The following is a 25,697-nucleotide window of genomic DNA, read 5'->3' as shown; positions in this document are numbered from 1 at the left end:
AACTAACTGTACGCACATGTAGCCAAAAACTCAAGGCGGCCGCGCGCGCGCGATTTACTTTGTGAAAATAGTGCTACATACTCAATGCTTTACCACCATGCAGGGCAGGCCATGCAAGCAATCACTCATCCATTGTCCGCCGCGCACGCCAATGCCGCGTATGCGCTGACCAGTTTCCACTTCGGCACGCCGGGACGCGGCAAGAAAGTGTATATCCAGGGCTCGCTGCACGCCGACGAGGTGCCGGGCATGCTGGTGGCGCAATTCCTGCGCAAGGAATTGCTGGCGCTGGAGGCGGCCGGGCAGATCCACGGCGAAATCATCCTGGTGCCGGCCGCCAATCCGATCGGGCTGGCGCAGGCCATCCATGGCGCCGCCTTCGGGCGTTTCGACCTGACCACCGGCGTCAATTTCAACCGCGCCTACAAGCATGTGGCCAACGATCTGAAGCGCTCGCTGGACGGCAAGCTGGGGCAGGATGCGGCCGCCAATGTGGCGCTGATCCGCGAGCACGCGCGCGCCGCGATTGCCGACTGGCAGCCGGCCACCGATGCCGAGACGCTGAAAAAAACCCTGATGAGCCTGGCGATTGATGCCGACATCGTGCTGGACCTGCATTGCGACAACGAGGCGGTGCTGCACATGTACGCCGGCACCCCGCTGGCCGCGGGCATCGCGCCGCTGTCGGCGATCCTCGGCGCGCACGCCACGCTGCTGGCCTACGAGGCCGGCGGCGAACCGTTTGACGAGGCCTGCAGCCGGCTGTGGTGGGATCTGGACCGGCATTTCCAGCACCGGTACCCGATACCGGCCGCCTGCCTGTCCACCACGGTGGAGCTGCGCGGCGAGCAGGAAGTCAGCTACGAGCTGGCGCGCAAGGACGCGGCCGGCCTGCTGCAATTCCTGGCCCTGAACGGCGTGCTGGGCGACGCCAACGCGCAAGCGGCGGCGGCCACGCTGCCCCCTCCGCTGTGTGCGCCGACGCCGCTGGAGGGGGTGGAGCCGGTGTATGCGCCGCATGCCGGCATCCTGATCTACACGCGCGCGCTGGGCGCCAGGGTGGCGGCCGGCGAGGCGCTGGCCGATCTGATCGATCCGGTCAGCGGCGAGACCACGGTGCTGCGCGCCACGGTCGATGGCGTGTTCTTTGCGCGCAGCGCGCACCGCCATGTGATCCGCGGCATGAACGTCGGCAAGGTGGCCGGCGCCCGGGCTTATCGTGAAGGCGACCTGCTGAGCGCATGATGAACAAAAAACTGAAACTCCCGCATACCTTCGTGCTGCTGTTCATCATTCTGGCGCTGATCGCGGCGGCCACCTGGCTGGTGCCGGGCGGCAAGTACGACACCCATCTGGTCAACGGCAAGCAGCTGATCAATCCGGACAGCTTCCATTACATCGACAGCAACCCGCAGGGGCTGGTGGCGCTGATGAAGGCGCCGATCAAGGGCTTTGTCGAGGCGGCGCAGATCATCGGCTTTGTGCTGATCGTCGGCGGCGCCTTTGCCGTGCTGCAAAAGACCGAGGCGATCGACGCCATGATCAAGTCGCTGGCCAAGGCGCACGCCAGTTCGGCGTTCATCCAGAAGGCCTTGATCCCGGTGTTCATCACCCTGTTCTCGATCGGCGGCGCCACCTTTGGCATGAACGAGGAGGCGATTCCGTTCATCCTGATTTTCGTGCCGCTGGCGCTGGCGCTGGGCTACGACACGGTGGTCGGCGTGTCGATTCCGTTTCTGGGCTCGCAGGTGGGCTTTTCGGCGGCGTTTCTGAACCCGTTCAATGTCGGGATTGCGCAGGGCATCGCCGGGGTGCCGGTGTTTTCCGGCTGGGGCTATCGCCTGATCGTGTGGGCAATTGCCACCACGGTCACCATCGTCTTCATGATGTGGTACGCGGCGCGCGTCAAGCGCGATCCGACCTTGAGCCCGACCTATGCGCTGGATCTGGAGAAGCGCAAGGACTTGCCGGTCGGCGGCGTGGGCGAGTTCCACGGCATGACCGCGCGCCACAAGCTGGTGCTGTGGATCTTTGCCGGCGCGCTGGCGGTGATGGTGTTTGGCGTGGTGCATTACGCGTGGTATATCGATGAAATCGCGGCGCTGTTCCTGTCGATGGCCATCGTCATCGGGCTGGTCGGCAAGCTCGATTCGACCCAGATCGTGGAGGGCTTCATGCAGGGCGCGCGCGATCTGGTCGGCACGGCGCTGGTGATCGCGCTGGCGCGCGGCACGCTGGTGCTGGCGCGCGACGCCCACATCATCGATACCATGCTGCACGGCCTGATGCCGCTGGTGCAGTCGGCCCATCCGGTGTTTGCGGCGTGGAAGATGTTTGGCATCCAGACGGTGATCAATTTCTTCATCCACTCCGGCAGCGGACAGGCCGCGCTGACCATGCCGATCATGGCGCCGCTGGCCGATCTGGTGGGCGTGACGCGCCAGACCGCGATTCTGGCGTTCCAGTTTGGCGAATTCACCACGCCGATGATCCCGACTTCCGGCATCACGGTCGGCGTGCTGGCGCTGGCGCGCATTCCATGGATCACCTGGGCCAAGTGGATGATCCCGCTGCAACTGATCTACGCCGTGCTGGCGCTGGCCCTGCTGGTGCCGCCCTGCCTGATGAACTGGCAGTAAATTTGCCGGGCATATACGCATGGTTTGTCAGTCCGGTAGCTTGCCTATTTCTGCCTATTTTCGCCTATTGAATGCCTATTCCGGCAGCGCCTCCCCAGAGGGGAAACCGGGCAAAAGCCACCTGAGAAATAGGCAAATCATAGGCAAAAATAGGCGAAAATAGGCAAGCTGTGGGAGGGAAGAACGGTATGTATATCGCCGGCACAAAATGCTGCGGCTCCGGCGTTTTCGCCCTTGTATAGACAAGAGCGGCGCGTTTTACGGTTTATAATCGCTGGTTGATCCTTCGCGCACTTCCTCTATTTGACTATGACCTCACAATTTTCCAAAAAGGCCGAAGCCTGGTCGGCCCGCTTCAGCGAACCGGTTTCGGACCTCGTCAAACGCTACACCGCCTCGGTGTTTTTCGACAAACGCCTGGCCAAGGCCGACATCCAGGGTTCGCTGGCCCACGCTGAAATGCTGGCCGCCCAGGGCATCATCAGCGCCCAGGACCGCGCCGAGATCGAGCGCGGCATGGCGCAGATCAGCGCCGAAATCGAGGCCGGCCAGTTCGAATGGCTGCTCGACCTGGAAGACGTGCACCTGAACATCGAAAAGCGCCTGACCGAGCTGGTGGGCGATGCCGGCAAGCGCCTGCACACCGGCCGCTCGCGCAACGACCAGGTGGCCACCGACATCCGCCTGTACGTGCGCTCGGCCATCGACGACGTGCTGGCCCTGCTGAACGCGCTGCGCAGCGCCCTGACCGACCTGGCCGAAAAGCACGCCGACACCATCCTGCCCGGCTTCACCCACATGCAGGTGGCGCAGCCGATCACCTTCGGCCACCACATGCTGGCCTACGTGGAAATGTTCGGCCGCGATGCCGAGCGCATGGCCGACGCCCGCAAGCGCGTCAACCGCCTGCCGCTGGGCGCGGCCGCGCTGGCCGGCACCACCTTCCCGATCGACCGCGTGCGCGTGGCCAAAACCCTGGGCTTTGACGACGTCTGCCACAACTCGCTGGACGCCGTCTCCGACCGCGACTTCGCGATCGAATTCACCGCCGCCGCGGCCCTGATCATGACCCACATCTCGCGCATGTCGGAAGAGCTGATCATCTGGATGAGCCCGCGCGTGGGCTTCATCGACATTGCCGACCGTTTCTGCACCGGCTCGTCGATCATGCCGCAAAAGAAAAACCCGGACGTGCCGGAACTGGCGCGCGGCAAGACCGGCCGCGTGGTCGGCCACCTGATGGGCCTGCTGACCCTGATGAAAGGCCAGCCGCTGGCCTACAACAAGGACAATCAGGAAGACAAGGAACCGCTGTTCGACACGGTCGACACCCTGGTCGACACCCTGCGCATCTTTGCCGACATGGCCGGCGGCATCAGCGTCAAGCCGGACAATATGCGCGCGGCCGCCCTGCAGGGCTATGCCACCGCCACCGACCTGGCCGACTATCTGGTCAAGAAGGGCCTGCCGTTCCGCGACGCCCACGAAGCGGTGGCGCACGCCGTGCGCGCCTGCGACGACCTGCGGATCGATCTGGCCGAGATGTCGCTGGAGCAGCTGCGCGCCTTCTCGCCGCTGATCGCGGACGACGTGTTTGCCGTGCTGACGCTGGAAGGCTCGGTGGCCGCGCGCGACCACGTCGGCGGCACCGCCCCGAACCAGGTGCGCGCCGCCATCGCCCGCGTGCGCAGCCAGCTGGCGTAATCCCCGCGGCGGCGGCGGCCGGCGCCGCCAGCATTTGGCGGCCGTTTGATCTGGCGCAGTACCCGCGCCCGCCATCGCTCTAGCGTGAAGTCATCTACCACGGAGGATGACATGAAACCACGCACACTCTTGCTTGCCGCCTGCCTCACCCTGCCGCTGCCGCTGCCGCTGCAGGCGCAGCCGGTCCAACTGATGGCCGCCCCGGTGGCCGCCGCCACCCCGCAGGAAAACGCCGGCCTGGTGGCGCGCCTGACCGCGCTGGACGCCCGCCCCGGCCTCAGCCACGACTACAGCTTCCGCATCAGCAGCCAGCACCCCGGCGTGGTCGGCCAGAAAATCACCCGCGCCCAGCACACCTACAAGGGCTTGCGCGTGTTCGGCTCGGAATCGGTGGTGGTCACCAACGCCAGCGGCGACATCGTCAGCGTCTCGGCCGCCGACCGCCGCCCCGGCCTGACGCCGCAGGCCACCACGCCCGGCGGCAGCGCCGTGCCGCCGGCGCCGCCGCCGGCCGACCTCACCCCCGCCCTCAGCGCCGACGACGCCATCGGCGCCGCCATGCGCGCCATCGCCCCCAACGCCAGCCACCGCTGGACGCCCAGCGCCGAGCTGCTGATCTACCCGCTGATGCAGACCCGCCGCACCGCGGCCGCCGCCAACAAGCCGGAGGCGCAGCTGAACGCGCTGGACCTGGAGGAAGTGGTGGCGCGCTACGCCCTGGCCTATCTGGTGCAGCTGCGCATGGCGCAGGACGGCAAGCTGGTGTACTACGACGTGGTGGTGGACGCCCGCAGCGGCGCCGTGCTGGCCCAGTGGCCGGCGCTGCAAACCGTCACCGGCATCGGCCACAGCCAGTACAACGGCCAGGTGGCGCTCAGCACCTCGGCCACCGCCAACGGCTTCCAGATGCTCGACAGCACGCGCGGCAGCGGCGGCAAGTTCGGCGCCATGGCCATCACCAACGCCAACCACAGCTCGCCCAACAACCCCGATCCCGGCGCCATCTACAGCAACGCCAGCAACACCTGGGGCGACGGCCAGCAGTACAGCGGCGGCAGCACCACCGACGCCAACGGCCAGACCGCCGCCGTCAACGCCCTGTGGGGCCTGATGAACACCTACGACGCCCACAAGAACGTGCTGGGCTGGCAGTCGCTGGACGGCAACAACACCGCCACCTACATTGCCGCCCACGTCGGCACCGCCTACGACAACGCCTTCTACGACGACAGCTGCAAGTGCATGTACATCGGCGACGGCAACAGCTTCCTCAGCCTGGGCGCGATTGACGTCATCGGCCATGAAATGTCGCACGGCGTGACCGCCGCCACCGCCGACCTGGTGTACGCCGGCGAATCGGGCGGCCTGAATGAATCGCACTCCGACATCGGCGGCGAAATGGTGGAAGCCTACGCGCGCGCCGGCGGCAGCGGCGCCACCCTGCCGGCCAGCGGCAACGACTGGATGATGGGCCGGGAAATCAGCCGCAGCGGCCAGCCGCTGCGCTGGATGTACAAGCCCAGCAAGGACGGCAGCAGCCCGGACGCCTGGAGCACCAGCCTGAAACACCTGGACGTCCACTATTCCAGCGGCCCCAACAACCGCATGTTCTACTTTCTGGCGCAGGGCTCCAGCGCCGACGCCGCCAGCGACTACCACAGCCCCTACCTGACGCGCCGCCCGGCCGCCATGCGCGGCATCGGCGCCGACAAGGCCTACCGCATCTGGTTCAAGGCCCTGACCACCAAATTCACCGCCGCCACCAACTACGCCGACGCCCGCAGCAAGGTGCTGCAGGCGGCGCAGGAACTGTACGGCGCCGGCTCGCGCGAAACGATAGCCGTGCAGCGCGCCTACGCCGCCATCAATGTCGGCGCCGACATCGATGAAGCCGACGACGGCGGCGGTGGCGGCGGTGGCGGTGGTGGCGGTGGTGGCGGTGGTGGCGGCGGGGGCGGCGGGGGCGGCGAGGCGGTCGAGCGCGTGGTCAACGGCGGCTTCGAGGACGGCGCCAGCGGCTGGAGCGGCACCACCCGCGTGATCGGCGCGCACAGCGCCCAGCCGCCTTACGAGGGCACGCGCTACGCCTGGCTGGGCGGCAACGGCCGCCGCACCAGCGAAACCCTGACCCAGCCGCTGCACATCCCCGCCGACGCCAGCAGCGCGCAACTGAGCTTCGCGCTGCACATCGACACCGCCGAAACCAGCAACACCGTGTACGACACCCTGACCGTCACGCTGCGCGCGGCCGGCGGCGCGCAGCTGGCCACCCTGGCCACCTACACCAACCTGACGCCGGCCGCCGGCTACCAGCTGCGCAGCTTCGACCTGCTGCCGTTCAAAGGGCAAAGCGTGACCCTGTCGTTTGCCATGCGCGAAGACCGCTCCAAGCAAACCTCCTTCGTGCTCGACAAGGTCAGCCTGCTGACCAGATGATCAGCGCAGCGCCACGAACACCGGATTCGAATAGAACCACAGACTGCGGTAGTTACGGTCATTGATGTCGTTGAAGCGCTGGGTGTTGTCGGCGGTGCCGGTGCGCTGATCGGCCAGCGGCTCGCCGCCCTGCGTCAGGCCGGCAACATCCACGCCCAGATTGGTGCCGCGCAGGCGGAAGTACTGACTCTTCGACGCCGTGGTCTCATAGGTCACGCTGTAATAGCCGTCCGCATCCAGCTTCCAGTCGGCCGCCGTGAAGCGCTTCACCACGCGCGTGCTGGCATTGGTGGCCAGATTGTAGGCCGCGCTGCCCGGCGCGGCCCTGGCGCCGACATCGCCGGCAATCAGATCGACGTGATCGACCACCGGCCTGACGTTGGCCGGCGTGCCGCTGTCGACCGGCTTCTCGTAATTATTTTTGGCCGGCGACTTGAAGCGGATGGTGATGGTGACCTTGTCGCCGCTGGCCACTTTCAGCTCGCCGCCCATCTCCTTGCGGTCATCCTTGCTGGCCAGGTTGAAGTCCAGCGCATTGATCAAATCACCGTACACCGAAAACATCTTGCCCGAGCGCAGACCGGCCAGCAGGTCCTTCAGCGCCGGCGTGCCGCTGCCGCCGTTGAACACATAATTCCTGGCATACTCGCCGGGGAAATAACCGCTGCTGTTGCCGCCGACGATCTTGAAGTGGGTATCGGAATCGGTCAGATTCCAGATGCGGCGGCCCTCGCCCAGCAGCGCATCCCATGGGCCGCCCAGCTTGGCCACCACATAATCGACACCGCCGTACACGCGCAGCAGCGCATTGTCGTCGGTATAGGCCGCGGTGTAGCCGCCGCGGTCCGGCTCCATCTGATTGCCCACCATGCCCTCGATGGCAAACATGATGTTGGGCGCGGCGTCATTGAACGCGCGGAAATCGGCAATGGTATAACTGCCCTTGTTGCGCGACGGGTGATTGATCACCGCGTAGCTGCTGTCCGGATAATTCTGCTTTAGCCAGTTGATCGCCTGCAGCGCATCGGCGGCGGTCTTGTTGTAGCGCGTCTCGCCATACTTCGCCTTCCACGCCGCCACATCGGCGGCATCGAACATGGCCGGATCGCGCGTGGTGAACAGATACTCGAATTCCTTCATGCCCTTGACGCTGGCGGCCGCGCCGTCAAACAGACCGATGCCGATGTGATCGTGGGTCGGCATGTCCCACTCAAAGCCGGAGAAAATCAGCTTGTCGGCATAGGTGCCGGCCGCCTGCAGCGCCTTCACGTGCGGGATCTCATAGCGCTCGGCGCCGAGCGACATGGGAATCGGGGCCGCCAGCGCCGCGCCCTTCTCATCGCGGGTGGAGACGCGCAGGTGATTCGACACCGCCATCCAGTCCAGGCCATAGCTGGTGAAGGCCTTGGCCAGAATCTTGTCCAGCGTCTGGCTGACATCGGCGTCGGCCGACTGCGTGGTGTGGGTGTGCAGATCGCCGGCCAGCCAGCGGCCGGCCGGCAGCGGCGGCACCGTGTCCGGCGGCGTGTTATCGCCGCCGCAGGCGGCAATCACCGCCGCGATGGCGATGGCGGAAGGGAGCAGCAGTTTTTTGTGCGACATGAGGCTATCCTGAAGTGGGCAACAAACCAGCGCGCAACGTTAGCATTCGTGTGTGACGGCCGCATGACCTGCTATCATCGAGGGCTGAAGCGGGCGATCCTCGCGTACAACATCGGGATATAAAAATGACTATCGGTATCGGCGGAAAAACCATCGACGAGGCGCTGGCCTCGCTGTCGGACATGACTGCGGGCGCAGTCCCCATCGGCAAAGACGAACACCTGCAGCGCATCGCGCGCGCGCAAGCGTACATGCAGGCGCAGGGCATCGCCGCCATCTACATCAACGCCGGCGCCAACCTGACCTACTTCACCGGCACCAAATGGCACGCCAGCGAACGCATGGTCGGCGCCATCCTGCCGGCGCGCGGCGCCATCGAATACATCGCGCCCGCGTTTGAAGAAAGCACGCTGAAGGACTTCATGCTGGTGGACGGCGCCGTCAACTGCTGGCACGAGCACGAAAGCCCGTACGCCCTGTTCGTCGCTGTGCTGAAACGCATGGGCATCACGCCGAATCCGGCACAAGCGCCGCGCGTGGGCATCTGCGAAAGCGCCGCCTTCTTCATCTACGACGGCATCCGCCCGCTGGCCGACGGCTACGCGCTGGAAAACGCGCGCGCCGTCACCGCCCACTGCCGCACCCGCAAATCGGCGGCCGAAATCGCCCTCATGCAGCGCGCCAAGGACATGACGCTGGCGGTGCACATCGCCGCCGCCAGCATCCTGCGCGAGGGCATCACCACCAGAGAAGTGGAAGAGTTCATCGACCGCGCGCACCGCAAGGTCGGCGCGGCCGGCTCCTACTTCGTGATCGTGCTGTTCGGCGAAGCCACCGCCTACCCGCACGGCGTCAGCTACGTGCAGACCCTGAAGCCCGGCGACACGGTCCTGATCGACACCGGCTGCAAGCTGCACAACTACATCTCCGACATCACCCGCACCTACGTCTATGGCCCGATCAGCGCGCGCCAGCGTTCGGTATGGAACAGCGAAAAGAAAGCGCAGGCCGCGGCCTTTGCCGCCGCCCAGCTAGGCGTGCCGTGCGAGGAAGTCGACGCCGCCGCGCGCCGTTCGCTGGAAGCGGACGGCTTCGGCCCCGGCTACAAGCTGCCCGGCCTGCCGCACCGCACCGGCCACGGCATCGGCCTCGACATCCACGAATGGCCCTACCTGGTGGGCGGCGACCAGACCCCGCTGGACGTCGGCATGTGCTTCTCGAATGAACCGATGATCTGCATCCCCGGCGAATTCGGCGTGCGCCACGAAGACCACTTCTACATGACCGCGGCCGGCCCGAAATGGTTCACCGAACCGGCCCACAGCATCGACGACCCGTTTGGCCTGAACCGCTAAACTCACCCGGAGGCTCAGCATGAAGCGCGTGACTGGTATCGGCGGTATTTTCTTTTATGCGAAAGATCCCAAGACGCTGGGGGCATGGTACCGGCGCCACCTCGGCATCGACGTCCAGCCCTGGGGCGGGGCGGCGTTCGACTGGCGCGGCGATGACGGCCAGCCAGTGGGCGGCAGCACCGCCTGGTGCATCAGCGCCGCCGACAGCGACGCCTTCGCGCCCGGCACCAAGCCGTTCGTGGTCAACTACCGCGTGCACGACCTGGCGGCGCTGCTGCAAGCGCTGCGCGACGAGGGCTGCAACGTGCTCGATAAAACCGACGACTCGGAATACGGCAAATTCGGCTGGGTGATCGACCCCGAAGGCAACAAGGTCGAGCTGTGGCAGCCGCCGCCGGGCCAGTGACTCAGCCCTGCACGCGCTTCAGGCGGAAGTAGAAATAGTACGGCGCGGTCACCTGCAGCGCGCCATCGGCGGCGCGCCGGATCACCACCCGGTTGGCATCCCAGCGCAGCCAGCGCGGACCGCGCCGCACGTACACGCTGCCCTCGGCGCCCTCGCCGGCCGCCACGAAGCCGGCCTGCTCGACGCGGCCGACAAAGCTGCCGCTGTGCTGCGCCGCCACGCTGCCATGCACCGGCAGGCAGGCCAGCAGCGACGGCAGGCTGCCGCCAATGGCGCCGCACAGCGCGCCGCGCCAGAACGGCGCCGCCGCTTGCGGCGCCAGCAGCAGCCAGACCACCACAATGACGCCGAAGATGCCGCCGAAAACCAGCCAGTCGCGCGCGGTGAGCAGCGGGCTGGCCCCCATGGATTGTTTGATGAAGGTTGATCTCATGCCGCCATCATACGCCGCTTCATCACCAGCGTGAGAATATCGTAGCTGGCCACCAGCTCGTCGCGCTGGTTGGTGACCTGCACGTCCCACGCCACCACGCCCTGCCCCACGCCCTGGTCGTCGGTGCGGTTGCGGTCAACCTTGCGCTTGCAGGTCAGGCGCGCGCGGATGGTGTCGCCGATCGCCACCGGCGCCACGAAGCGCAGGTTGTCCAGCCCATAGTTGGCCAGCACCGGCCCCGGCGCCGGCGACACGAACAGGCCGGCCGCCGCCGACAGCACGAAGTAGCCGTGCGCGATGCGCCGGCCGAACTGCGTGTCGCGCGCCGCCACCTCGTCGAAGTGCATGTAGAAGTAGTCGCCGGAGACGCCGCCGAAGTTGACGATGTCGGCCTCGCTGACCGTGCGCCGGTGCGTCAGCAGCGAGTCGCCAATCGCCAGATCCTCAAAATGCTTGCGGAACGGATGGACGTCGCTCTCCTGCACCGCCGCGCCGCGCAGGTATTCGCCGGTCACCGCCGCCAGCATGGTGGGCGAGCCTTGCAGCGCCGCCCGCTGCAGGAAGTGGCGCACCGCGCGCATGCCGCCCAGCTCCTCGCCGCCGCCGGCGCGTCCCGGCCCGCCGTGCTTGAGCTGCGGCAGCGGCGAGCCGTGGCCGGTCGAATCGACCGCCGCCTCGCGCTCCAGCACCAGCACCCGGCCGTGCGACGCCGCCGCCACCGGCACCGCGTAGGCCGCAATCGCCGGCTCCTTGGTCACCAGCGTCGACACCAGCGAACCCTTGCCGCGCGCGGCCAGCGCCAGCGCCTCGTCGATGCCGTGGTAGCTGATGATGGTGCTGACCGGACCGAACGCCTCCACCTCGTGCACCGCCTCATTGCGCTGGTCGCGGCACAGCAGCAGGGTCGGCGCAAAGAACGCGCCCTCGCTCACGCCCTCGCCGAGCGGCGCAAAGCCGTCGCGCGCGCTGAACAGCACCTGGTTGCCGCGCGCCAGCTGCTCGACCCGCTGCGCCACGTCGCGCTGCTGGTCACGCGACGCCAGCGCGCCCATGCGCACGCCCGCCACCGACGGATCGCCGACGCTGACCTTGGCCAGCCGCTCGCGCAGGCGCGTGCCCACCGCGTCGACCAGGTGCTCCGGCACGATGATGCGGCGGACCGCGGTGCACTTCTGCCCCGCCTTGCCGGTCATCTCGCGCGCCACCTCCTTGACGAACAGATCGAACTCCGGATCGTCCGGCGTCACGTCCGGCGCCAGAATGGCGCAGTTGAGCGAATCCGCTTCCGCGGTGAAGGGCACCGAGCTGGCGATCAGGTTGCGGTTGGCGCGCAATCTGGCGGCCGTATCGGCCGAGCCGGTGAAGGTCACCACGTCGCTGCCGCCCAGCCGGTCCAGCAGATCGCCGGTGCTGCCGATCACCAGCTGCAGCGCGCCGTCCGGCAGCAGGCCGGATTCGTGCATCATGCGCACCAGCGCCTCGGTCAGGTAGCTGGTGGCGCTGGCCGGCTTGCCGATGCACGGCATGGCCGCCAGGAAGCTTGGCGCGAACTTCTCCAGCAGCCCCCAGATCGGGAAATTGAAGGCGTTGATGTGCACCGCCAGCCCGCCGCGCGGCACCAGGATGTGGGTGCCGGCAAAGCCGCCGTTCTTCCCCAGCGCCATGGCCGGGCCTTCGTGCAGCACGTTGGACGACGGCAGCTCGCGGCTGCCCATGCTGGCGTAGGCGAACAGCGTGCCGGTGCCGCCCTCGATATCGACCCAGCTGTCGGCACGGGTGGCGCCGGTCTGGTGCGAGATGGCGTACAGCTCCTCCTTGCGGCTGAGCAGATACAGCGCCAGCGCCTTGAGCCGGGCCGCGCGCTGCTGGAAGTTCATCTGCATCAGCGCCGGCACGCCGGTCTTGCGGGCGTAGCTGACGGCTTCGTCGAAGTCGATGCGGTCGGCGTGCGTGTGGTAGATGACGGCATTGGTCAGGGCGCTGTGCAGCGGCGTGGCCGCCTCGCCGCCGATCCAGCGGCCGGCGATAAAGCTTTGCAGTGTTTGTGGCATGGTGCGGTCTCCGTTAAGTTGATCTGATGCGGTGCCTGGCGCGCTGCCCCCGCGCCGCATTCGCGCGGCATTCGCGCGGCGCGGCGCGGCGCTGCGGCTGCGGCTGCGGCTGCGGCTGCGGCTGCGCGCCAGCGTATGCGGCGCGCCTAGGCGCTGGTGTTCTTGTGCAGATGGAGCGGCAGCGCGCTGTCCCACTCGATGCGCTTGCGGTCCGGTTCCGGCGCGGTCAGCGCTTCCCGCTCTCGCATCGTCTGCATCGAGCGCACCGCCAGCTCCTGGTACTGCGCGGTGCCGCTGGTCTTCCATTGAATTTCATCGTCGCGCAGTGCGCGCATCACCTTGGCCGGCGCACCGACCGCCAGGCTGCGCGGCGGAATCTCCATCCCGGCGCGCACAAAACTCATGGCCGCCACGATGCTGTCCGCGCCGACCACGGCGTTGTCCATGATGACGCTGTTCATGCCGACCAGCGCATTGCGGCCGATGCGGCAGCCGTGCAGCACCGCGCCATGGCCGATATGCCCGTCCTGCTCCACCACCGTGTCGCAGCCAGGGAAGCCGTGCATCACGCAGGTGTCCTGCAGATTGGCGCCCTCCTCCAGCACCAGCCGCCCGAAGTCGCCGCGCAGCGCCGCCAGCGGGCCGACGTAGCAGCGCGGCCCGACGATCACGTCGCCGATCAGCACCGCGCTCGGATGCACATAGGCGGTCGGATGCACCACCGGCGTCACGCCATTGATTTCATAGACTTTGACCATGTCAGCCCCGCTTGCGCAAATCGACCACGCGCCGCGCCTTGCCGGTCAGCGTGCGCTCGATGCCGTTCGGCGGCAGCAGCCTGACCTGCGTGCTGACGCCGACGTTGGTCTTGATGCGCTGCTCCAGCTCGCGCGCCAGCGCCTCGGCTTCGCCGGCGTCCGCCCCGGCCGCCACCTCCGGCCGCAGCTCGGCCAGCACCGCCAGCTGGTCCAGATGCCCCTCGCGGCTGACCACCAGCTGATATTGCGGCGCCAGTTTCGGCATCTTGCAGATCAACTCCTCAATCTGCGATGGGAACACGTTGACGCCGCGGATGATCAGCATGTCATCCGAGCGGCCGGTGATCTTGCCGATGCGGCGCATGCTGCGCGAGGTCGGCGGCAGCAGGCGCGTGAGGTCGCGCGTGCGGTAACGGATGATCGGCAGCGCTTCCTTGCTGAGCGAAGTGAATACCAGCTCGCCTTCCTCGCCGTCCGGCAGCACCGCGCCGGTTTCCGGATCGATGATCTCCGGGTAGAAGTGATCCTCCCAGATCACCGGGCCGTCCTTGCTCTCGATGCACTCGCTGGCCACGCCCGGCCCCATCACCTCCGACAGGCCGTAGATGTCGACCGCGTCGATGCCGGCGCGCTGCTCGATCTCGGCGCGCATGGCGTCGGTCCACGGCTCGGCGCCAAAGATGCCGACCTTGAGCGAGCTGGCCGCAGGGTCCAGCCCCTGGCGCTGGAACTCCTCGATGAGGTTGAGCATATACGACGGCGTCACCATGATCACTGCCGGCTGGAAGTCCTGGATCAGCTGCACCTGCTTCTCGGTCTGGCCGCCGGACATCGGCACCACTGTGCAGCCCAGCCGCTCGGCGCCATAGTGCGCGCCCAGACCGCCGGTGAACAGGCCGTAGCCATAGGCGATATGCACCATGTCACCGCGCCGGCCGCCCGCCGCGCGGATCGAGCGCACGACGACGTTGGCCCAGGTGTCGATGTCGTTCTGCGTGTAACCCACCACGGTCGGCTTGCCGGTGGTGCCGCTGGACGCGTGCACGCGCACCACGCGCTCGCGCGGCACGGCGAACAGGCCGAAGGGATAGTTGTCGCGCAATTCCTTCTTGGTGGTGAACGGGAAGCGGGCGATGTCGGCCAGCGCGCGCAAATCGTCTGGGTGAACACCGGCGGCGTCGAAGGCGGCGCGGTAGTGCGGCACATTGTCGTAGGCGTGGCGCAGCGACCACTGCATGCGTTGCAGTTGCAGCGCTTGCAGCTCGTCGCGGCTGGCGCGCTCGATCGGTTCCAGCTCGGATGGCACGGGGATGCGTTGGACCATCGGTGTCTCCTTTAAATGACTACGCCGTTGACGCGGTGCGATTTGCCGCGGAACAGGGCGATGGTGCGGCCGTCCTGATTGGTAACTTTGACGTCGTAAATGCCGCTCTTGCCGGCCAGCGCCTGTTCGCTGGCGGTGGCGGTCAGCAGATCGCCCTCGCGGACCGGCGCCAGGTAGTCGATGGTGCAGCCGGCGCCCACGGTGGTGAGGTTGTAGCTGTTACAGGCGAAGGCGAAGGCGCTGTCGGCCAGTGTGAAGATAAAGCCGCCGTGGCAGGTCTGGTGGCCGTTCAGCATGTCGGCGCGGATCGGCATCGACATACGCGCGTAACCGGGAGCGATGGCGTCGATGGTCATGCCCAGCGCCTGCGAAGCAGGATCGCGCGCAAACATCGCCGCCGCCACCGCCTCAGCCAGCGCTTGCGCGTCCTCGCCGCCCGCCGCCACAGCGCCCGTCCCGCCCGGCGGCGCGGCGCGGTGGAACGGCAGCGCAGACGCATCGGCGCGGGCTGCGTCGGCGCGGGCCACATCGGAGGCGTGGGCCGGCGCAGTCGCGGGCAATGCCCGCGCGGTGGCCGCAGCGGGCGGCGGGGCGGCGACGCTGGTGTCGTTCAGCTTAGTCATGGAAGCGCCCTCCGCTGGCGTGCCTGCGGCGCAGCAGCGGCGACAGGCGGTAACGGTCCTCGCCGTAGCTGGCGGCCAGATTGGCCAGCACGCGCACGATCTGCCCGATGCCGATGGCGTCCGCCCACGCCAGCGGGCCGCGCGGGTAGTTGACGCCTTTCTGCATCGCGGTGTCGGCAGCGGCCGCGCTGCACACGCCCTGATTCACCGCATCGGCCGCCTCGTTGGCCAGCATGGCAACCGTGCGCATCACCGCCATGCCAGGCACGTCATCCAGCCGCGTGACAATGAAGCCGGCCGCCTGCAGCAGCCCCACCACCGCGTTGTAGGCCGACGGCGCGCACTGGTCGGCGCACGCGACGGCCACGCGCCTGGCGCTGCCGTAATCCAGCGCGAGATCGAACAACACCGTATCCGGATGCTGGTTGTCGCGCGCGCGCTGCGTGGCGCTGCGGCCGTCGGTGAGGTAGATGGCGGCGCCATTGCAGTGGAAGGCCGGCGCATCGTCATGCGCGCCAGTGTGACGTATCGTCTCCGGCATCTTGCGCTGCGCGATCTCGATGCCCGCCGCGCGCAGACGGTTCGCCAGCGCATCGACCACCGCGCCGCCCACCGCATGGGCCGCGCCCCGCTCGATGGTGTAGCTCACATATTCCGGCTTCGGCTGCGGCGCCTCCGCCGCGACCCAGGCAGCGGCATGCCGCCCCCCCGCCCCGTCCGCGACCGCGGCTGGCGCGGCTGCCATCGCGGTGCCATTGTCGCCGTACTGGTAGCAGCCACGCCCCGCCTTGCGACCGAGGAAGCCGGCGTTGACCATCTCCTGCTGCAGCACCGACGGCGTGAAGCGCGGATCGCCAAAATAGGCGTTGAACACTGATTGCGTGACCGCGAAGTTGACGTCATGCCCGATCAGGTCCATCAACTCGAAAGGCCCCATGCGGAAGCCGCCGGCCTCGCGCATCACCGCGTCGATGGTGGCCGCATCGGCGGCCTGCTCGCTCAGCAGGCGCCAGCCCTCGGCATAGAACGGCCGCGCCAGACGGTTGACGATGAAGCCCGGCGTCGAGCGCGCATGCACCGGGCTCTTGCCCCACGCCGCCGCCGTGTCGAACACCGCCTGCGCCACGCCGGCCTCGGTGGCCAGCCCGCTGACCACTTCGCACAGCGCCATCAGCGGCACCGGATTGAAGAAGTGCATGCCCGCCACCCGCCCCGGCAGCCGCAGACCGGCCGCGATCGCGGTGACGGAAATCGACGAGGTGTTGGTCGCCAGGATGCAGTCGCCGGCGACGATGTCCTCAAGCTGCGCGAACAGGGTGCGCTTGGCCGCGAGGTCTTCCACGATGGCCTCCACCACCATGCCGGCATCCGCCACGTCCGCCAGCGTGGCCGCCGCATGCAGGCGCGCGATGGCGGCCGTGCAGTCGGCGGCACGCATGCGCTCTTTGGCGACCAGCTTGTCCAGCGCGGCCGCGATGCCGGCAATCGCCTTATCCACCGCCTCCGGCCGCGTGTCGTACAAGCGCACCGTGTAGCCGGCCACCGCCGCCACCTGCGCGATGCCCGCGCCCATGGCGCCGCTGCCGATCACGGCGACGGTGCGTCCCGCATCCAGGGCCGCCATCTCAGCGCCCCTTGAACTGTGGTGCGCGCTTTTCCATGAAGGCTGCCACGCCCTCGCGGTAATCGTCGCTGCGGCCCAGTTCGCTCATCATGCCGCATTCCAGCGCCAGCTGCTGTTGCAGGCTATTGTGGCTGCTGGCGTGCATGGCCTGCTTGGTGAAGGCCAGACCTTTGGTCGGCGCGCTGGCGAAGTGGCGCGCCATGGCCTGCACCTCGGCGGCGAAATCGGCGTCGGGTATCGCGCGCCAGATCAGGCCCCAGGCTTCGGCCTTTTCGGCGCTGAGTTTTTCGCCGGTCATGGCCAGTCCCATGGCGCGCGCGCTGCCGATCAGGCGCGGCAGGAAGTAGGTGCCGCCGGTGTCGGGGATCAGGCCCAGTTTGCAGAACACTTCGACAAAGCTGGCCGAGTGCGCGGCCAGCACGATATCGCATGCCAGCGCGATGTTGGCGCCGGCGCCGGCCGCCACGCCGTTGACGGCGCCGATCACCGGCAGCGGCAGCGCGCGCAGCGCCTGCACCAGCGGCGCGTAGTTCTTTTCCACCGAATCGCCCAGGTCGGGGGCGCGCGCGCCCGGCTCCACCGCGCGGTCCGACAAATCCTGGCCGGCGCAGAAGCCGCGGCCGGCGCCGGTGAGCACCAGCACGCGCGCGCTGCCGTCGCCGGCCGCGGCGGCCGTGCGGCGCAGCGCGTGGCGCACTTCGTCGTGCATGGCTTGCGTGAAGCTGTTCAATTTGTCCGGGCGGTTGAGGGTCAGCGTGGCGACGCCGTCGCGCAGGTCGAACAGGATGTTCTGGTAGTCCATGGGGGTCTCCGTTTTATTCCGCCTGATCGAAGTCGATGACGACTTTGGCGGTGGTGGGGAAGCTCTGGCAGCTCAACACGTAGCCGCGCGCGATTTCGTAGTCTTCCAGGGCGTAGTTGACGTCCATATCGACCTTGCCCTCGATGACTTTGCAGCGGCAGGTCGAGCATACGCCCCCCTTGCACGAGTAGCGCATGTCGAGGCCCGCGCGCAGGCCGGCGTCCAGCAGCGATTCCTTGTCCTGCTCCATGCTGAAGCTGGCGGCGTTGCCGTCCATGATGACGGTGACTTCGGTGTGCTGGTGGGCGGCGCTGGCGGCTGGCCGCGGCTGGTGCGCCTGCCTGGGGATGCTGGCGGCGAACAGTTCGATCTTGATGTTCGCCTTCGGCATGCCGGCTTCCTGCAGCGCCTCGGACACGCCCAGCATCATGTCTTCCGGCCCGCAGATGAAGGCGACGTCGATGTCGTCCGCGCGCACCCAGTGGCGCAGGAACTGCGCGGCCTTGTCCTTGGTGATGCGGCCGTTGAACAGTTCAATGTCCTGCTGCTCGCGGCTCATGACGTAGGCGATTTTCAGGCGGTCGAGGTAGCTGTCCTTCAGGTCCGACAGTTCTTCCTTGAAGATCACCGAGGACGAGGCGCGGTTGCCGTAAAACAGTGTGAAGCGGCTGTGCGGCTCGGCCGCCAGCGTGGTCTTGATGATCGACAGGATGGGCGTGATGCCGCTGCCGGCGGCGAAGGCCAGGTAGTGTTTGCGGTGGGCGGCGTCCAGCGGCACGTTGAAGTGGCCCATGGGCGGCATCACCTCCAGCGTCTGGCCGGCCTGCAGGGTGTCGTTGGCCCAGCTGGAGAACAGCCCGCCCGGCGCGCGCTTGATGGCCACGCGCAGCGCGCCATCCTGCACGGCCGAGCAGATCGAGTAGGAGCGGCGCACGTCCTGGTCGCCAATCTGGGCGCGCAGGGTGAGGTGCTGGCCTTGCTGGAAGCGGAAGCTGTCGCGCAGCGCCGGCGGTACGGCAAAGGTGACGGCGATGGTGTCGCGGGTTTCGTTGCGCACGTTGGCGATGGTCAGCGGGTGGAATTTGCTCATGATCGGTTTAGTGGCACTTGAAGTAGTCGAACGGCTCGCGGCAGTCCAGGCATTTGTAGAGCGCTTTGCAGGGCGTGGAGCCGAACTGGCTGGTGATGGCGGTGTGCGTGGAGCCGCAATGCGGGCAGGCGACGCGCGGCGCGGCCGGCGCGGCGCGGCGCGAAACCGCGGCCAGTGCGGTTTGGGGCGCGTCTGCCGTCGCCGGCCCGCCGCGCGCGGCCGCGCCGCTGGTTGCGGCGTCGGCCGGCGCGTCGTGCTGTGCGGTGCCCCTGCGCAAGCCGCTGATGTCGATCACCTGCTGCGCCGGCGGGGCGATGCCGTAGTCGCGCAGGGCGGCCTTGCCGGCGTCGCTCATCCAGTCGGTGGTCCAGGCCGGCGACAGCTGCTTGTGCAGGCGGACTGTGGCCACGCCGTGCGCGTGCAGGGCGTCGGTGATGGCGGCGGCAATCACTTGCATGGCCGGGCAGCCGGAGTAGGTCGGGGTGATGGTGACGTCGCAGGCGCCGTCGGCGGCCACGCGCACCTCGCGCACGATGCCGAGGTCGACGATGCTGAGAACCGGGATTTCGGGGTCGGGCACTGCGCGCAGCCAGGCCCGGATTTGCTCGGCATGGGCCCCGGCCTGCGCCGGGGCGACGGTGGCGGCGTTCATGGCTGGCGCGCCGTTACCACGTCGCGCCCGGGTAGGCGCGCTGGAGGAACTGCATCTCGGCCAGCAGGTAGCCCAGATGCTCGGTGTGGCGCCCCTGCTTGCCGCCGCCCTGCATCCAGGCGTCGGCCGGCGGCATGCTCAGCGTGGCCTCGGCCAGCACTTCGCTCACGTGCGCCAGCCATTGCGCGCGCAGCGTCCCGGCGGCCGGCGCCACGCCGGCCGCCACCATGGCCTCATCGACCGCGTCGTAGGCGAACACTTCGCCGCTGTACATCCACAGCGCATCCACCGCGGCCTGGGTCCTGGCGTGGCTGACGTCCGTGCCGTCGCCCAGCCGCACGATCAGGTCGCCGCTGCGGCGCAGGTGGTAGGTCACTTCCTTGAGCGACTTCCCGGCAATCGCGCCGATGCGCGCGTCGCTGCTGCGCGTCAGGCCGTCGATCAGGAAGTAGTGCCAGGCATCGAAGTAGAACTGCCGCACCAGCGTGTCGGCATAATTGCCGTTCGGCTGCTCCAGCAGCAGGCAGTTCCTGAACTCGTGCGCGTCGCGCAGATAGGCCAGCGCATCCTCGTCGCGCCCCGCGCCTTCCAGCTCGGCCGCATACTCGTACCACATGCGCGTCTGCCCCAGCAGGTCGAGCGCGACATTGGTCAGCGCCATGTCTTCCTCCAGCGCCGGCCCCTTGCCGCACCACTGCGACAACTGCTGGCTCAGGATCAGGGTGTTGTCGCCCAGCCGCAGCAGGTAATTGACCTTGTTGTCCATGGCGCGCCTTACAGGTTCTTGACTTCTTCCGGCATCGGGAAGAAGGTCGGGTGGCGGTATACCTTGCTGTTGGCCGGCTCGAACAGCGCGCCCTTGTCGGACGGGCTGCTGGCGACAATGTCGGCGGCCCGCACCACCCAGATGCTGACGCCCTCGTTGCGCCGGGTGTAGACGTCGCGCGCGTTGTTGAGCGCCATCCCGGCATCCGGCGCATGCAGGCTGCCGACATGCTTGTGCGCCAGCCCGTGCTGGCTGCGGATGAAGATTTCCCACAGGGGCCATTCCTTGCTCATTGCTGTCTCCTCGTCATTCCCGCGCAGGCGGGAAGCCATGCTGAATGTGGCGCGCCTGCGCCGTCTGACCTCAGGCGGCGCGCTCCTGGTGTTTGTCGGCATGCGCCACCAGCGCGTCGCGGAACCAGGCGCCGTCTTCCCAGGCCTGGACGCGCGTCTGCAGGCGCTCGCGGTTGCACGGGCCGTTGCCCTTGAGGACGTTGTGGAACTCGGCCCAGTCAATAGCGCCGAAGTCATAGTGGCCGGTCTCCGCGTTCCAGCGCAGAGCGGGGTCGGGGATGGTCAGGCCGAGGTATTCCGCCTGCGGCACGGTCTGGTCGACCATGCGCTGGCGCAGCTCGTCGTTGGAGAACAGCTTGATGCGCCACTGACTCGACTGGGCGCTGTTGACCGACTCGGCGTCCGAGGGGCCGAACATCATCAGCGACGGCCACCACCAGCGGTTCAGCGCATCCTGCGCCATGGCTTTTTGCGCCGGCGTGCCGCGGCACAGCGCCAGCATGATGTCATAGCCCTGGCGCGCGTGGAACGACTCTTCCTTGCACACCCGGATCATGGCGCGCGCGTACGGGCCGTAGGAGCAGCGGCACAACGGGATCTGGTTGATGATGGCCGCGCCGTCCACCAGCCAGCCGATCGCGCCGATGTCGGCCCAGCTCAGGGTCGGGTAGTTGAAGATGCTGGAGTACTTGGCCTTGCCGCTGTGCAGGGCGGCCAGCAGCTCGTCGCGCGACACCCCCAGCGTCTCGGCGGCGCTGTACAGGTACAGGCCATGGCCGGCCTCGTCCTGGATCTTGGCCAGCAGGATGGCCTTGCGCTGCAGGGTCGGCGCGCGCGTCACCCAGTTGCCCTCCGGCAGCTGGCCGACGATTTCCGAGTGCGCGTGCTGCGAGATCTGGCGTATCAGCGTCTTGCGGTAAGCCTCCGGCATCCAGTCCTTGGCCTCGATGCGGACGCCGGCGTCGATGCGGGCCTGGAAGGCCTGCTCGTCCGGGCCCATGTCGGCGGCCGTGCGGACTTGCTTGAGGCCGGTCTCCACCAGTTGTGCGTACATGGCTGTCTCCTCCTTCGGCACATCATACGATACGGATTTTATTTTAGCTACGATTATTTTGTGTCATATTAAAATCATGCATCATGTTAATTTTTTGCTGCCCGGCGCGCGGGGCAAGTAAACTAGCGTTTCTTGTCCAGCTTAATCAACTGTCTATGAATTGCAACGATTGGATCGCCGGCTTCCTGGCCACTGACCCGCCGCGCTCGAAGTCGCTGGTGGTGACCATTTTTGGCGATGCCATCGTGCCGCACGGCGGCATGGTGTGGCTGGGCAGCCTGATCGAACTGCTGGCGCCGTTCGGCGTCAACGACCGCCTGCTGCGCACCTCGGTGTTCCGGCTGGCGCAGGAGGGCTGGCTGGGCGCCCAGCGCGACGGCCGCCGCGCGTCGTACGCCATCACGCCGGAGGCCATGGCGCGCTTCGTGCACGCCTACCGCCGCATCTACGCGCCGCCGAATGTGCACTGGGACGGCAGCTGGACCCTGGTGCTGAACGGCGACGGCGCGCTCAACGCCGCCGAGCGCGCGGCGGTGCGCAAGGAATTGCTGTGGGAAGGCTATAGCGTGATCGCGCCCGGCATCATGGGCCATCCGGCCGCCGACGGCCCGGCGCTGGACGAGCTGCTGAAGCGGCTGGGCGTGGCCGGCAAACTGTTTGTGGTGCAAGGCAAGTCGATGCGCCAGGTCAGCGCCCGCCCGCTCAGTGATCTGGTGGCCGAGGGCTGGGATGTGGCGGGCGTGGCGGCCGGCTACAACCAGTTCCTGGCCCAGTGCCAGCCGCTGCTGGCGGCCTGCGCCCAGCCGCTGCCGCCGGAACCGGCGTTTGTGGTGCGCACCCTGCTGATCCACGCCTACCGCCGGGTGCAGCTGCACGACCCGCAGCTGCCGGTCGAGCTGCTGCCGACGCCGTGGCCGGGGGCGCTGGCCTATGAGCTGGCGCGCGCCATCTATCTGCGCGTGTACGCCGCCGCCGAGCAGCACATCGAGGCCGCCCTGCGCCGCGAGGACGCCGCCGCCCCGGCCGCCGAAGCGGCCTTCTTCGACCGCTTCGGCGGCCTCAGCTAAGTGTTCGCGATCAGGGGATATGCCGCTGGATCGCGCAACGACGCCACCGACAAGTCGATGTCCAGCGCCGGCCAGTACAGGTGGCCGGCGCTGGGACGTTGCACGTCGCCAAGCTGCTCAGCGTTGGCGCCGGCAAACCAGGGAAAGTCCGTGTAGGCAGCATACAGCCGCTCGTTGCCAAGGTCGATCCAGAAGCCGTGCGCCGTCACCTCAAGGAGTCCGACCGGATGCGAAAAACGCGCGCCATGCATTTTGCAACTCCAAATGAGGATCCTTTACAAAGCGCTCGGCGGTGCGCAACTGGCGCGGCGACAAGCCGCGGTTTTCGGCAAGGCTGACCTCCGGCTGCAGCCAGAATCTGGCCTCGCTGTCTGGGTGAGACACGTGAATATGCATGCGAGTTTCCTCGCGCGAATAAAAAAAGTAGCGGAAGCTGCCCACGCGGTGCACGGTCGGCGCCATGGCGATTCTACTCCCATTAACGGAAGCATCAGTCTGACGGCGAGCGCAAACCACGCCTTGCGCTGGCGCAGGCAAATCGGAAATCCGCGCGGACCGGCGCGCCAGCCTGTATCATGTCGGCTCCGCGCCACAAGCGCGACCCACTTTCCCCATAGAATTCACCAGGATTCCGCCATGCCTATCAAAATCAGCCAGCAGTTCGACGCCGGCGCCATCGAGGTGGTACGCGCCGACGACCCGGCCGCCATCGACCTGAACATCCGCAAGGATTCCCACGCCGACATCGTCCAGTGGTTTTACTACCGCGTGCAGGGCGCGCAGGGCACGCCGCTGACCATGAACTTCCTCAACGCCGGCAGCGCCGCCTACCCGGACGGCTGGAAAGACTATCAGGCCGTGGCCAGCTACGACCGCGACAGCTGGTTCCGCGTGCCGACCACCTATGACGGCCAGACCATGACCATCCAGCACACGCCCGAGTACGACAGCGTGTACTACGCCTACTTCGAGCCGTATTCGTGGGAGCGCCACCTGCAGCTGCTGGACAACGCCCAGCTGTCGCCGCTGGTCCAGCTGGTCGATCTGGGCAACACCGTGGATGGCCGCGACCTCAACCTGCTGGTGATCGGCGATCCCGAAGCGGCACAGAAGGTGTGGGTCATCGCCCGCCAGCACCCCGGCGAGACCATGGCGGAATGGTTTGTGGAAGGCATGGTGGAAGCCCTGCTCGACCCGGCCAACCCGTTCGGCCGCCAGTGCCTGAAGGAAGCCGTGTTCTACGTGGTGCCGAACATGAACCCGGACGGCTCGGTGCGCGGCAACCTGCGCACCAACGCCGCCGGCGCCAACCTCAACCGCGAATGGCTGAACCCGACCATGGAGCGCAGCCCGGAAGTGTTCCTGGTCAAGCAGAAGATGCACGAAGTGGGCGTCGACCTGTGCCTGGACATCCACGGCGACGAGGGCTTGCCGTATGTGTTCGTGGCCGGCAGCGAATCGCTGCCCGACTTCACGCCCGATCAGGCCGAAGCGCAGCAATACTTCATCGATAATTTCCTGATCGCCAGCCCGGACTTCCAGGATGAATTCGGCTACGGCGAAACGCCGTACACGGAAGAGACGCTGACCATGGGCTCGCCGCACATCACCCACGCCTTCGGCTGCCTGTCGCTGACGCTGGAGATGCCGTTCAAGGACAACGCCAACGATCCGGACCCGGACACCGGCTGGAACGGCGCCCGCTCGGCCGAGCTGGGCAAGGCGATCCTGCAGCCGGTGCTGCAGTCGCTGCTGGCGCAGCAATAAGCGGGACTCTGCGGCGCCACAAGGCGGGCGCCGCCGGGAAAAATACACTGGACCTCAGGCGGCGCATCGGCGCGCCGCGTCTGGAGGTCCATCATGTCAGCCTGTACTCCTCTGCGCTGCGTCCTGCGGCGCCTCACGTTTCCCCTGCTGTTGCTGCTGCCCGCGTGCAGCCTGCCCTACCGCCCGCCGCTGCTGCCCGCCGCGCCGCCGGCGCAGTTTCCCGGCCTAATTGATCTGGCCGCGCAGTCCGGTGCGCAGGCGGCCGATGTGCTGCTGGTGCACGGCATCTGCACGCACGACGCCAGCTGGGCCGGCGTGGTGGTGCCGCAACTGACGCAGGCCTTGCGCGACGCCACCGCCCGGGAGGCGACTGCGCCCAGTCCGCTCGCCGGCACGGCCGTGCAGATCGTGTCCACGCTGGTGGACACGTCCGCCGGCCGGCTGCGCTTCGACGCCCTGATCTGGTCGCCGCTGACCAGTGACCTCAAGCGCCAGCTGTGCTACGACCAGAGCGGCAAATCGCCGCTGTGCACCGGCACCGCGCCCTATCCGTACACGCGCGCCCGGCTCAACGCCCGCTTCAAGGATGGCTTGATTGATGATTGTTTGCCGGATGCCTTGATTTACCAGGGCGCCGCGCGCGACACCATGCAGCTGCGCATGCGCGAGGCGGTCTTGCAGGTGTTAGCCGCGGCGCGGCCCGCGGCGCCGCTGGTGGTAATTGCGCACAGCATGGGCAGCAAGATCCTGTTCGATACGCTGTTGCGCATGACGCAGGAATCCGCCGGTTCGGCGGCGGCCGTGCTGGCCCGGCAAGCGGTGCAGCGCATGCGCCTGCTGGTGATGGCGGCCAACCAGATTCCCCTGCTGTCGCTGGCCGAACAGCAGCCCGCCCACGCGGCGGCAACCGCTGCGCCGGACAGCCTGCAACAGCTGCTGCTGCAGCGCCGCACGCTGGCCGCCCCGGCGCCGCTCACCGTGGTGGCGTTCACCGATCCCAACGATCTGCTGTCCTACACGCTGCCGCCCGAACGCTATGCCGGGCTGGGCGTCACGGTCTACAACATCGTGGTCTCCAACGCGCCCACCTACCTCGGCCTGCTGGAACGCCCCGACCGCGCCCACCTCGACTACCTGAGCAACCCGGACCTCGGCCGCCTCATTGCCTGCGGCCAGCCAACCAGCAAGCTCTGCAAGTGAGGCGACAGGCATACGGTATCTCTCCCCACCTACTCGCCTATTTCTGCCTAT

At 67.5% G+C, this 25,697-nt stretch carries 24 protein-coding genes; 9 read left to right on the top strand and 15 right to left on the bottom strand.

All coding sequences use genetic code 11. The features are described 5' to 3' along the window. Positions 1-111: 111 nt before the first annotated feature. The 4 genes from ABDW57_RS02395 (at position 112) to ABDW57_RS02380 (ending at position 6,779) form a co-directional block, all read left to right on the top strand. A complete protein-coding gene (locus ABDW57_RS02395) occupies positions 112-1,245 on the top strand; it encodes a succinylglutamate desuccinylase/aspartoacylase family protein (RefSeq protein ID WP_343728607.1) in 1,134 nt (377 codons plus the stop codon). Beyond that, positions 1,242-2,639, top strand: coding sequence for a YfcC family protein (locus tag ABDW57_RS02390; protein ID WP_343728606.1), 1,398 nt, complete (start codon positions 1,242-1,244; stop codon positions 2,637-2,639). The genes ABDW57_RS02395 and ABDW57_RS02390 overlap by 4 nt, the downstream gene beginning before the upstream one ends. A gap of 309 nt (positions 2,640-2,948) precedes the next feature. Further along, on the top strand, positions 2,949-4,343 hold the full coding sequence (argH, locus tag ABDW57_RS02385; RefSeq protein WP_343728605.1) for an argininosuccinate lyase: 1,395 nt from the start codon (positions 2,949-2,951) through the stop codon (positions 4,341-4,343). A 111-nt stretch (positions 4,344-4,454) separates the two neighbouring features. Further along, positions 4,455-6,779 carry a M4 family metallopeptidase gene (locus tag ABDW57_RS02380; RefSeq protein ID WP_343728604.1) on the top strand — a complete coding sequence of 775 codons (2,325 nt, stop codon included), beginning with the start codon at positions 4,455-4,457 and terminating at the stop codon, positions 6,777-6,779. Here the strand turns inward: ABDW57_RS02380 and ABDW57_RS02375 are convergent, their stop codons facing one another. Beyond that, positions 6,780-8,381, bottom strand: a complete 1,602-nt coding sequence (locus ABDW57_RS02375) for an S-layer protein (protein WP_343728603.1) — start codon at positions 8,379-8,381, stop codon at positions 6,780-6,782. A gap of 131 nt (positions 8,382-8,512) precedes the next feature. Between ABDW57_RS02375 and ABDW57_RS02370 the strand changes: the two genes are divergently transcribed. Together ABDW57_RS02370 and ABDW57_RS02365 are read left to right on the top strand one after the other, a co-directional pair. Beyond that, on the top strand, positions 8,513-9,736 hold the full coding sequence (locus ABDW57_RS02370; RefSeq protein WP_343729104.1) for a Xaa-Pro peptidase family protein: 1,224 nt from the start codon (positions 8,513-8,515) through the stop codon (positions 9,734-9,736). A gap of 19 nt (positions 9,737-9,755) precedes the next feature. Continuing rightward, a complete protein-coding gene (locus ABDW57_RS02365) occupies positions 9,756-10,142 on the top strand; it encodes a VOC family protein (RefSeq protein WP_343728602.1) in 387 nt (128 codons plus the stop codon). A gap of 1 nt (position 10,143) precedes the next feature. On the opposite strand, the gene ABDW57_RS02360 is transcribed toward ABDW57_RS02365, so the two are convergent. From ABDW57_RS02360 to paaA, 12 genes are all read right to left on the bottom strand, one after another. Then, a complete protein-coding gene (locus ABDW57_RS02360; protein ID WP_343728601.1) occupies positions 10,144-10,575 on the bottom strand; it encodes a hypothetical protein in 432 nt (143 codons plus the stop codon). Next, on the bottom strand, positions 10,572-12,626 hold the full coding sequence (gene paaZ, locus ABDW57_RS02355) for a phenylacetic acid degradation bifunctional protein PaaZ (RefSeq protein WP_343728600.1): 2,055 nt from the start codon (positions 12,624-12,626) through the stop codon (positions 10,572-10,574). The genes ABDW57_RS02360 and paaZ overlap by 4 nt, the downstream gene beginning before the upstream one ends. A gap of 146 nt (positions 12,627-12,772) precedes the next feature. Continuing rightward, positions 12,773-13,384 carry a phenylacetic acid degradation protein PaaY gene (locus ABDW57_RS02350; RefSeq protein WP_343728599.1) on the bottom strand — a complete coding sequence of 204 codons (612 nt, stop codon included), beginning with the start codon at positions 13,382-13,384 and terminating at the stop codon, positions 12,773-12,775. A gap of 1 nt (position 13,385) precedes the next feature. Further along, complete coding sequence (gene paaK, locus ABDW57_RS02345) at positions 13,386-14,708, bottom strand: phenylacetate--CoA ligase PaaK (RefSeq protein ID WP_343728598.1); 1,323 nt, start codon at positions 14,706-14,708, stop codon at positions 13,386-13,388. Between the two features lie 11 nt (positions 14,709-14,719). Then, positions 14,720-15,154: a hydroxyphenylacetyl-CoA thioesterase PaaI gene (gene paaI, locus ABDW57_RS02340; RefSeq protein WP_343729103.1), complete on the bottom strand. Its 435-nt coding sequence runs from the start codon at positions 15,152-15,154 to the stop codon at positions 14,720-14,722. A 169-nt stretch (positions 15,155-15,323) separates the two neighbouring features. Further along, on the bottom strand, positions 15,324-16,955 hold the full coding sequence (locus ABDW57_RS02335; RefSeq protein WP_343728597.1) for a 3-hydroxyacyl-CoA dehydrogenase: 1,632 nt from the start codon (positions 16,953-16,955) through the stop codon (positions 15,324-15,326). Position 16,956: 1 nt separating this feature from the next. Beyond that, entirely contained in the window at positions 16,957-17,757 is an 801-nt protein-coding gene (paaG, locus tag ABDW57_RS02330; protein ID WP_343728596.1) for a 2-(1,2-epoxy-1,2-dihydrophenyl)acetyl-CoA isomerase PaaG, read from the bottom strand. 13 nt (positions 17,758-17,770) lie between these two features. Continuing rightward, a complete protein-coding gene (paaE, locus tag ABDW57_RS02325) occupies positions 17,771-18,847 on the bottom strand; it encodes a 1,2-phenylacetyl-CoA epoxidase subunit PaaE (protein WP_343728595.1) in 1,077 nt (358 codons plus the stop codon). A 7-nt stretch (positions 18,848-18,854) separates the two neighbouring features. Continuing rightward, positions 18,855-19,499 carry a 1,2-phenylacetyl-CoA epoxidase subunit PaaD gene (paaD, locus tag ABDW57_RS02320; RefSeq protein ID WP_343728594.1) on the bottom strand — a complete coding sequence of 215 codons (645 nt, stop codon included), beginning with the start codon at positions 19,497-19,499 and terminating at the stop codon, positions 18,855-18,857. Positions 19,500-19,512: 13 nt separating this feature from the next. Then, positions 19,513-20,265, bottom strand: coding sequence for a 1,2-phenylacetyl-CoA epoxidase subunit PaaC (paaC, locus tag ABDW57_RS02315; protein ID WP_343728593.1), 753 nt, complete (start codon positions 20,263-20,265; stop codon positions 19,513-19,515). A gap of 8 nt (positions 20,266-20,273) precedes the next feature. Further along, complete coding sequence (gene paaB, locus ABDW57_RS02310; protein WP_343728592.1) at positions 20,274-20,558, bottom strand: 1,2-phenylacetyl-CoA epoxidase subunit PaaB; 285 nt, start codon at positions 20,556-20,558, stop codon at positions 20,274-20,276. A 70-nt stretch (positions 20,559-20,628) separates the two neighbouring features. After that, entirely contained in the window at positions 20,629-21,612 is a 984-nt protein-coding gene (paaA, locus tag ABDW57_RS02305; RefSeq protein WP_343728591.1) for a 1,2-phenylacetyl-CoA epoxidase subunit PaaA, read from the bottom strand. A 155-nt stretch (positions 21,613-21,767) separates the two neighbouring features. Between paaA and paaX the strand changes: the two genes are divergently transcribed. Then, positions 21,768-22,679 (top strand): phenylacetic acid degradation operon negative regulatory protein PaaX, encoded by a 912-nt coding sequence (gene paaX / locus ABDW57_RS02300; RefSeq protein WP_343728590.1) that lies wholly within the window; start codon positions 21,768-21,770, stop codon positions 22,677-22,679. Here paaX and ABDW57_RS02295 read toward each other — a convergent pair. Further along, complete coding sequence (locus tag ABDW57_RS02295) at positions 22,676-22,930, bottom strand: DUF2442 domain-containing protein (protein WP_343728589.1); 255 nt, start codon at positions 22,928-22,930, stop codon at positions 22,676-22,678. The two genes, paaX and ABDW57_RS02295, sit on opposite strands and share 4 nt — an antisense overlap. After that, positions 22,890-23,141, bottom strand: a complete 252-nt coding sequence (locus ABDW57_RS02290) for a DUF4160 domain-containing protein (RefSeq protein ID WP_343728588.1) — start codon at positions 23,139-23,141, stop codon at positions 22,890-22,892. The genes ABDW57_RS02295 and ABDW57_RS02290 overlap by 41 nt, the downstream gene beginning before the upstream one ends. Before the next feature lie 174 nt (positions 23,142-23,315). On the opposite strand from ABDW57_RS02290, the gene ABDW57_RS02285 reads away from it, so the two are divergent. Together ABDW57_RS02285 and ABDW57_RS02280 are read left to right on the top strand one after the other, a co-directional pair. Further along, positions 23,316-24,446: a M14-type cytosolic carboxypeptidase gene (locus ABDW57_RS02285; protein ID WP_343728587.1), complete on the top strand. Its 1,131-nt coding sequence runs from the start codon at positions 23,316-23,318 to the stop codon at positions 24,444-24,446. Between the two features lie 93 nt (positions 24,447-24,539). Further along, entirely contained in the window at positions 24,540-25,646 is a 1,107-nt protein-coding gene (locus tag ABDW57_RS02280; RefSeq protein WP_343728586.1) for an alpha/beta hydrolase, read from the top strand. Positions 25,647-25,697: the final 51 nt, after the last annotated feature.

The organism is Duganella sp. (assembly GCF_039595735.1).
Classification (GTDB): domain Bacteria; phylum Pseudomonadota; class Gammaproteobacteria; order Burkholderiales; family Burkholderiaceae_D; genus Rugamonas.
The sequence above is the reverse complement of the archived record's forward strand: the minus strand, read 5'-3'. Positions and strand labels throughout refer to the sequence as shown.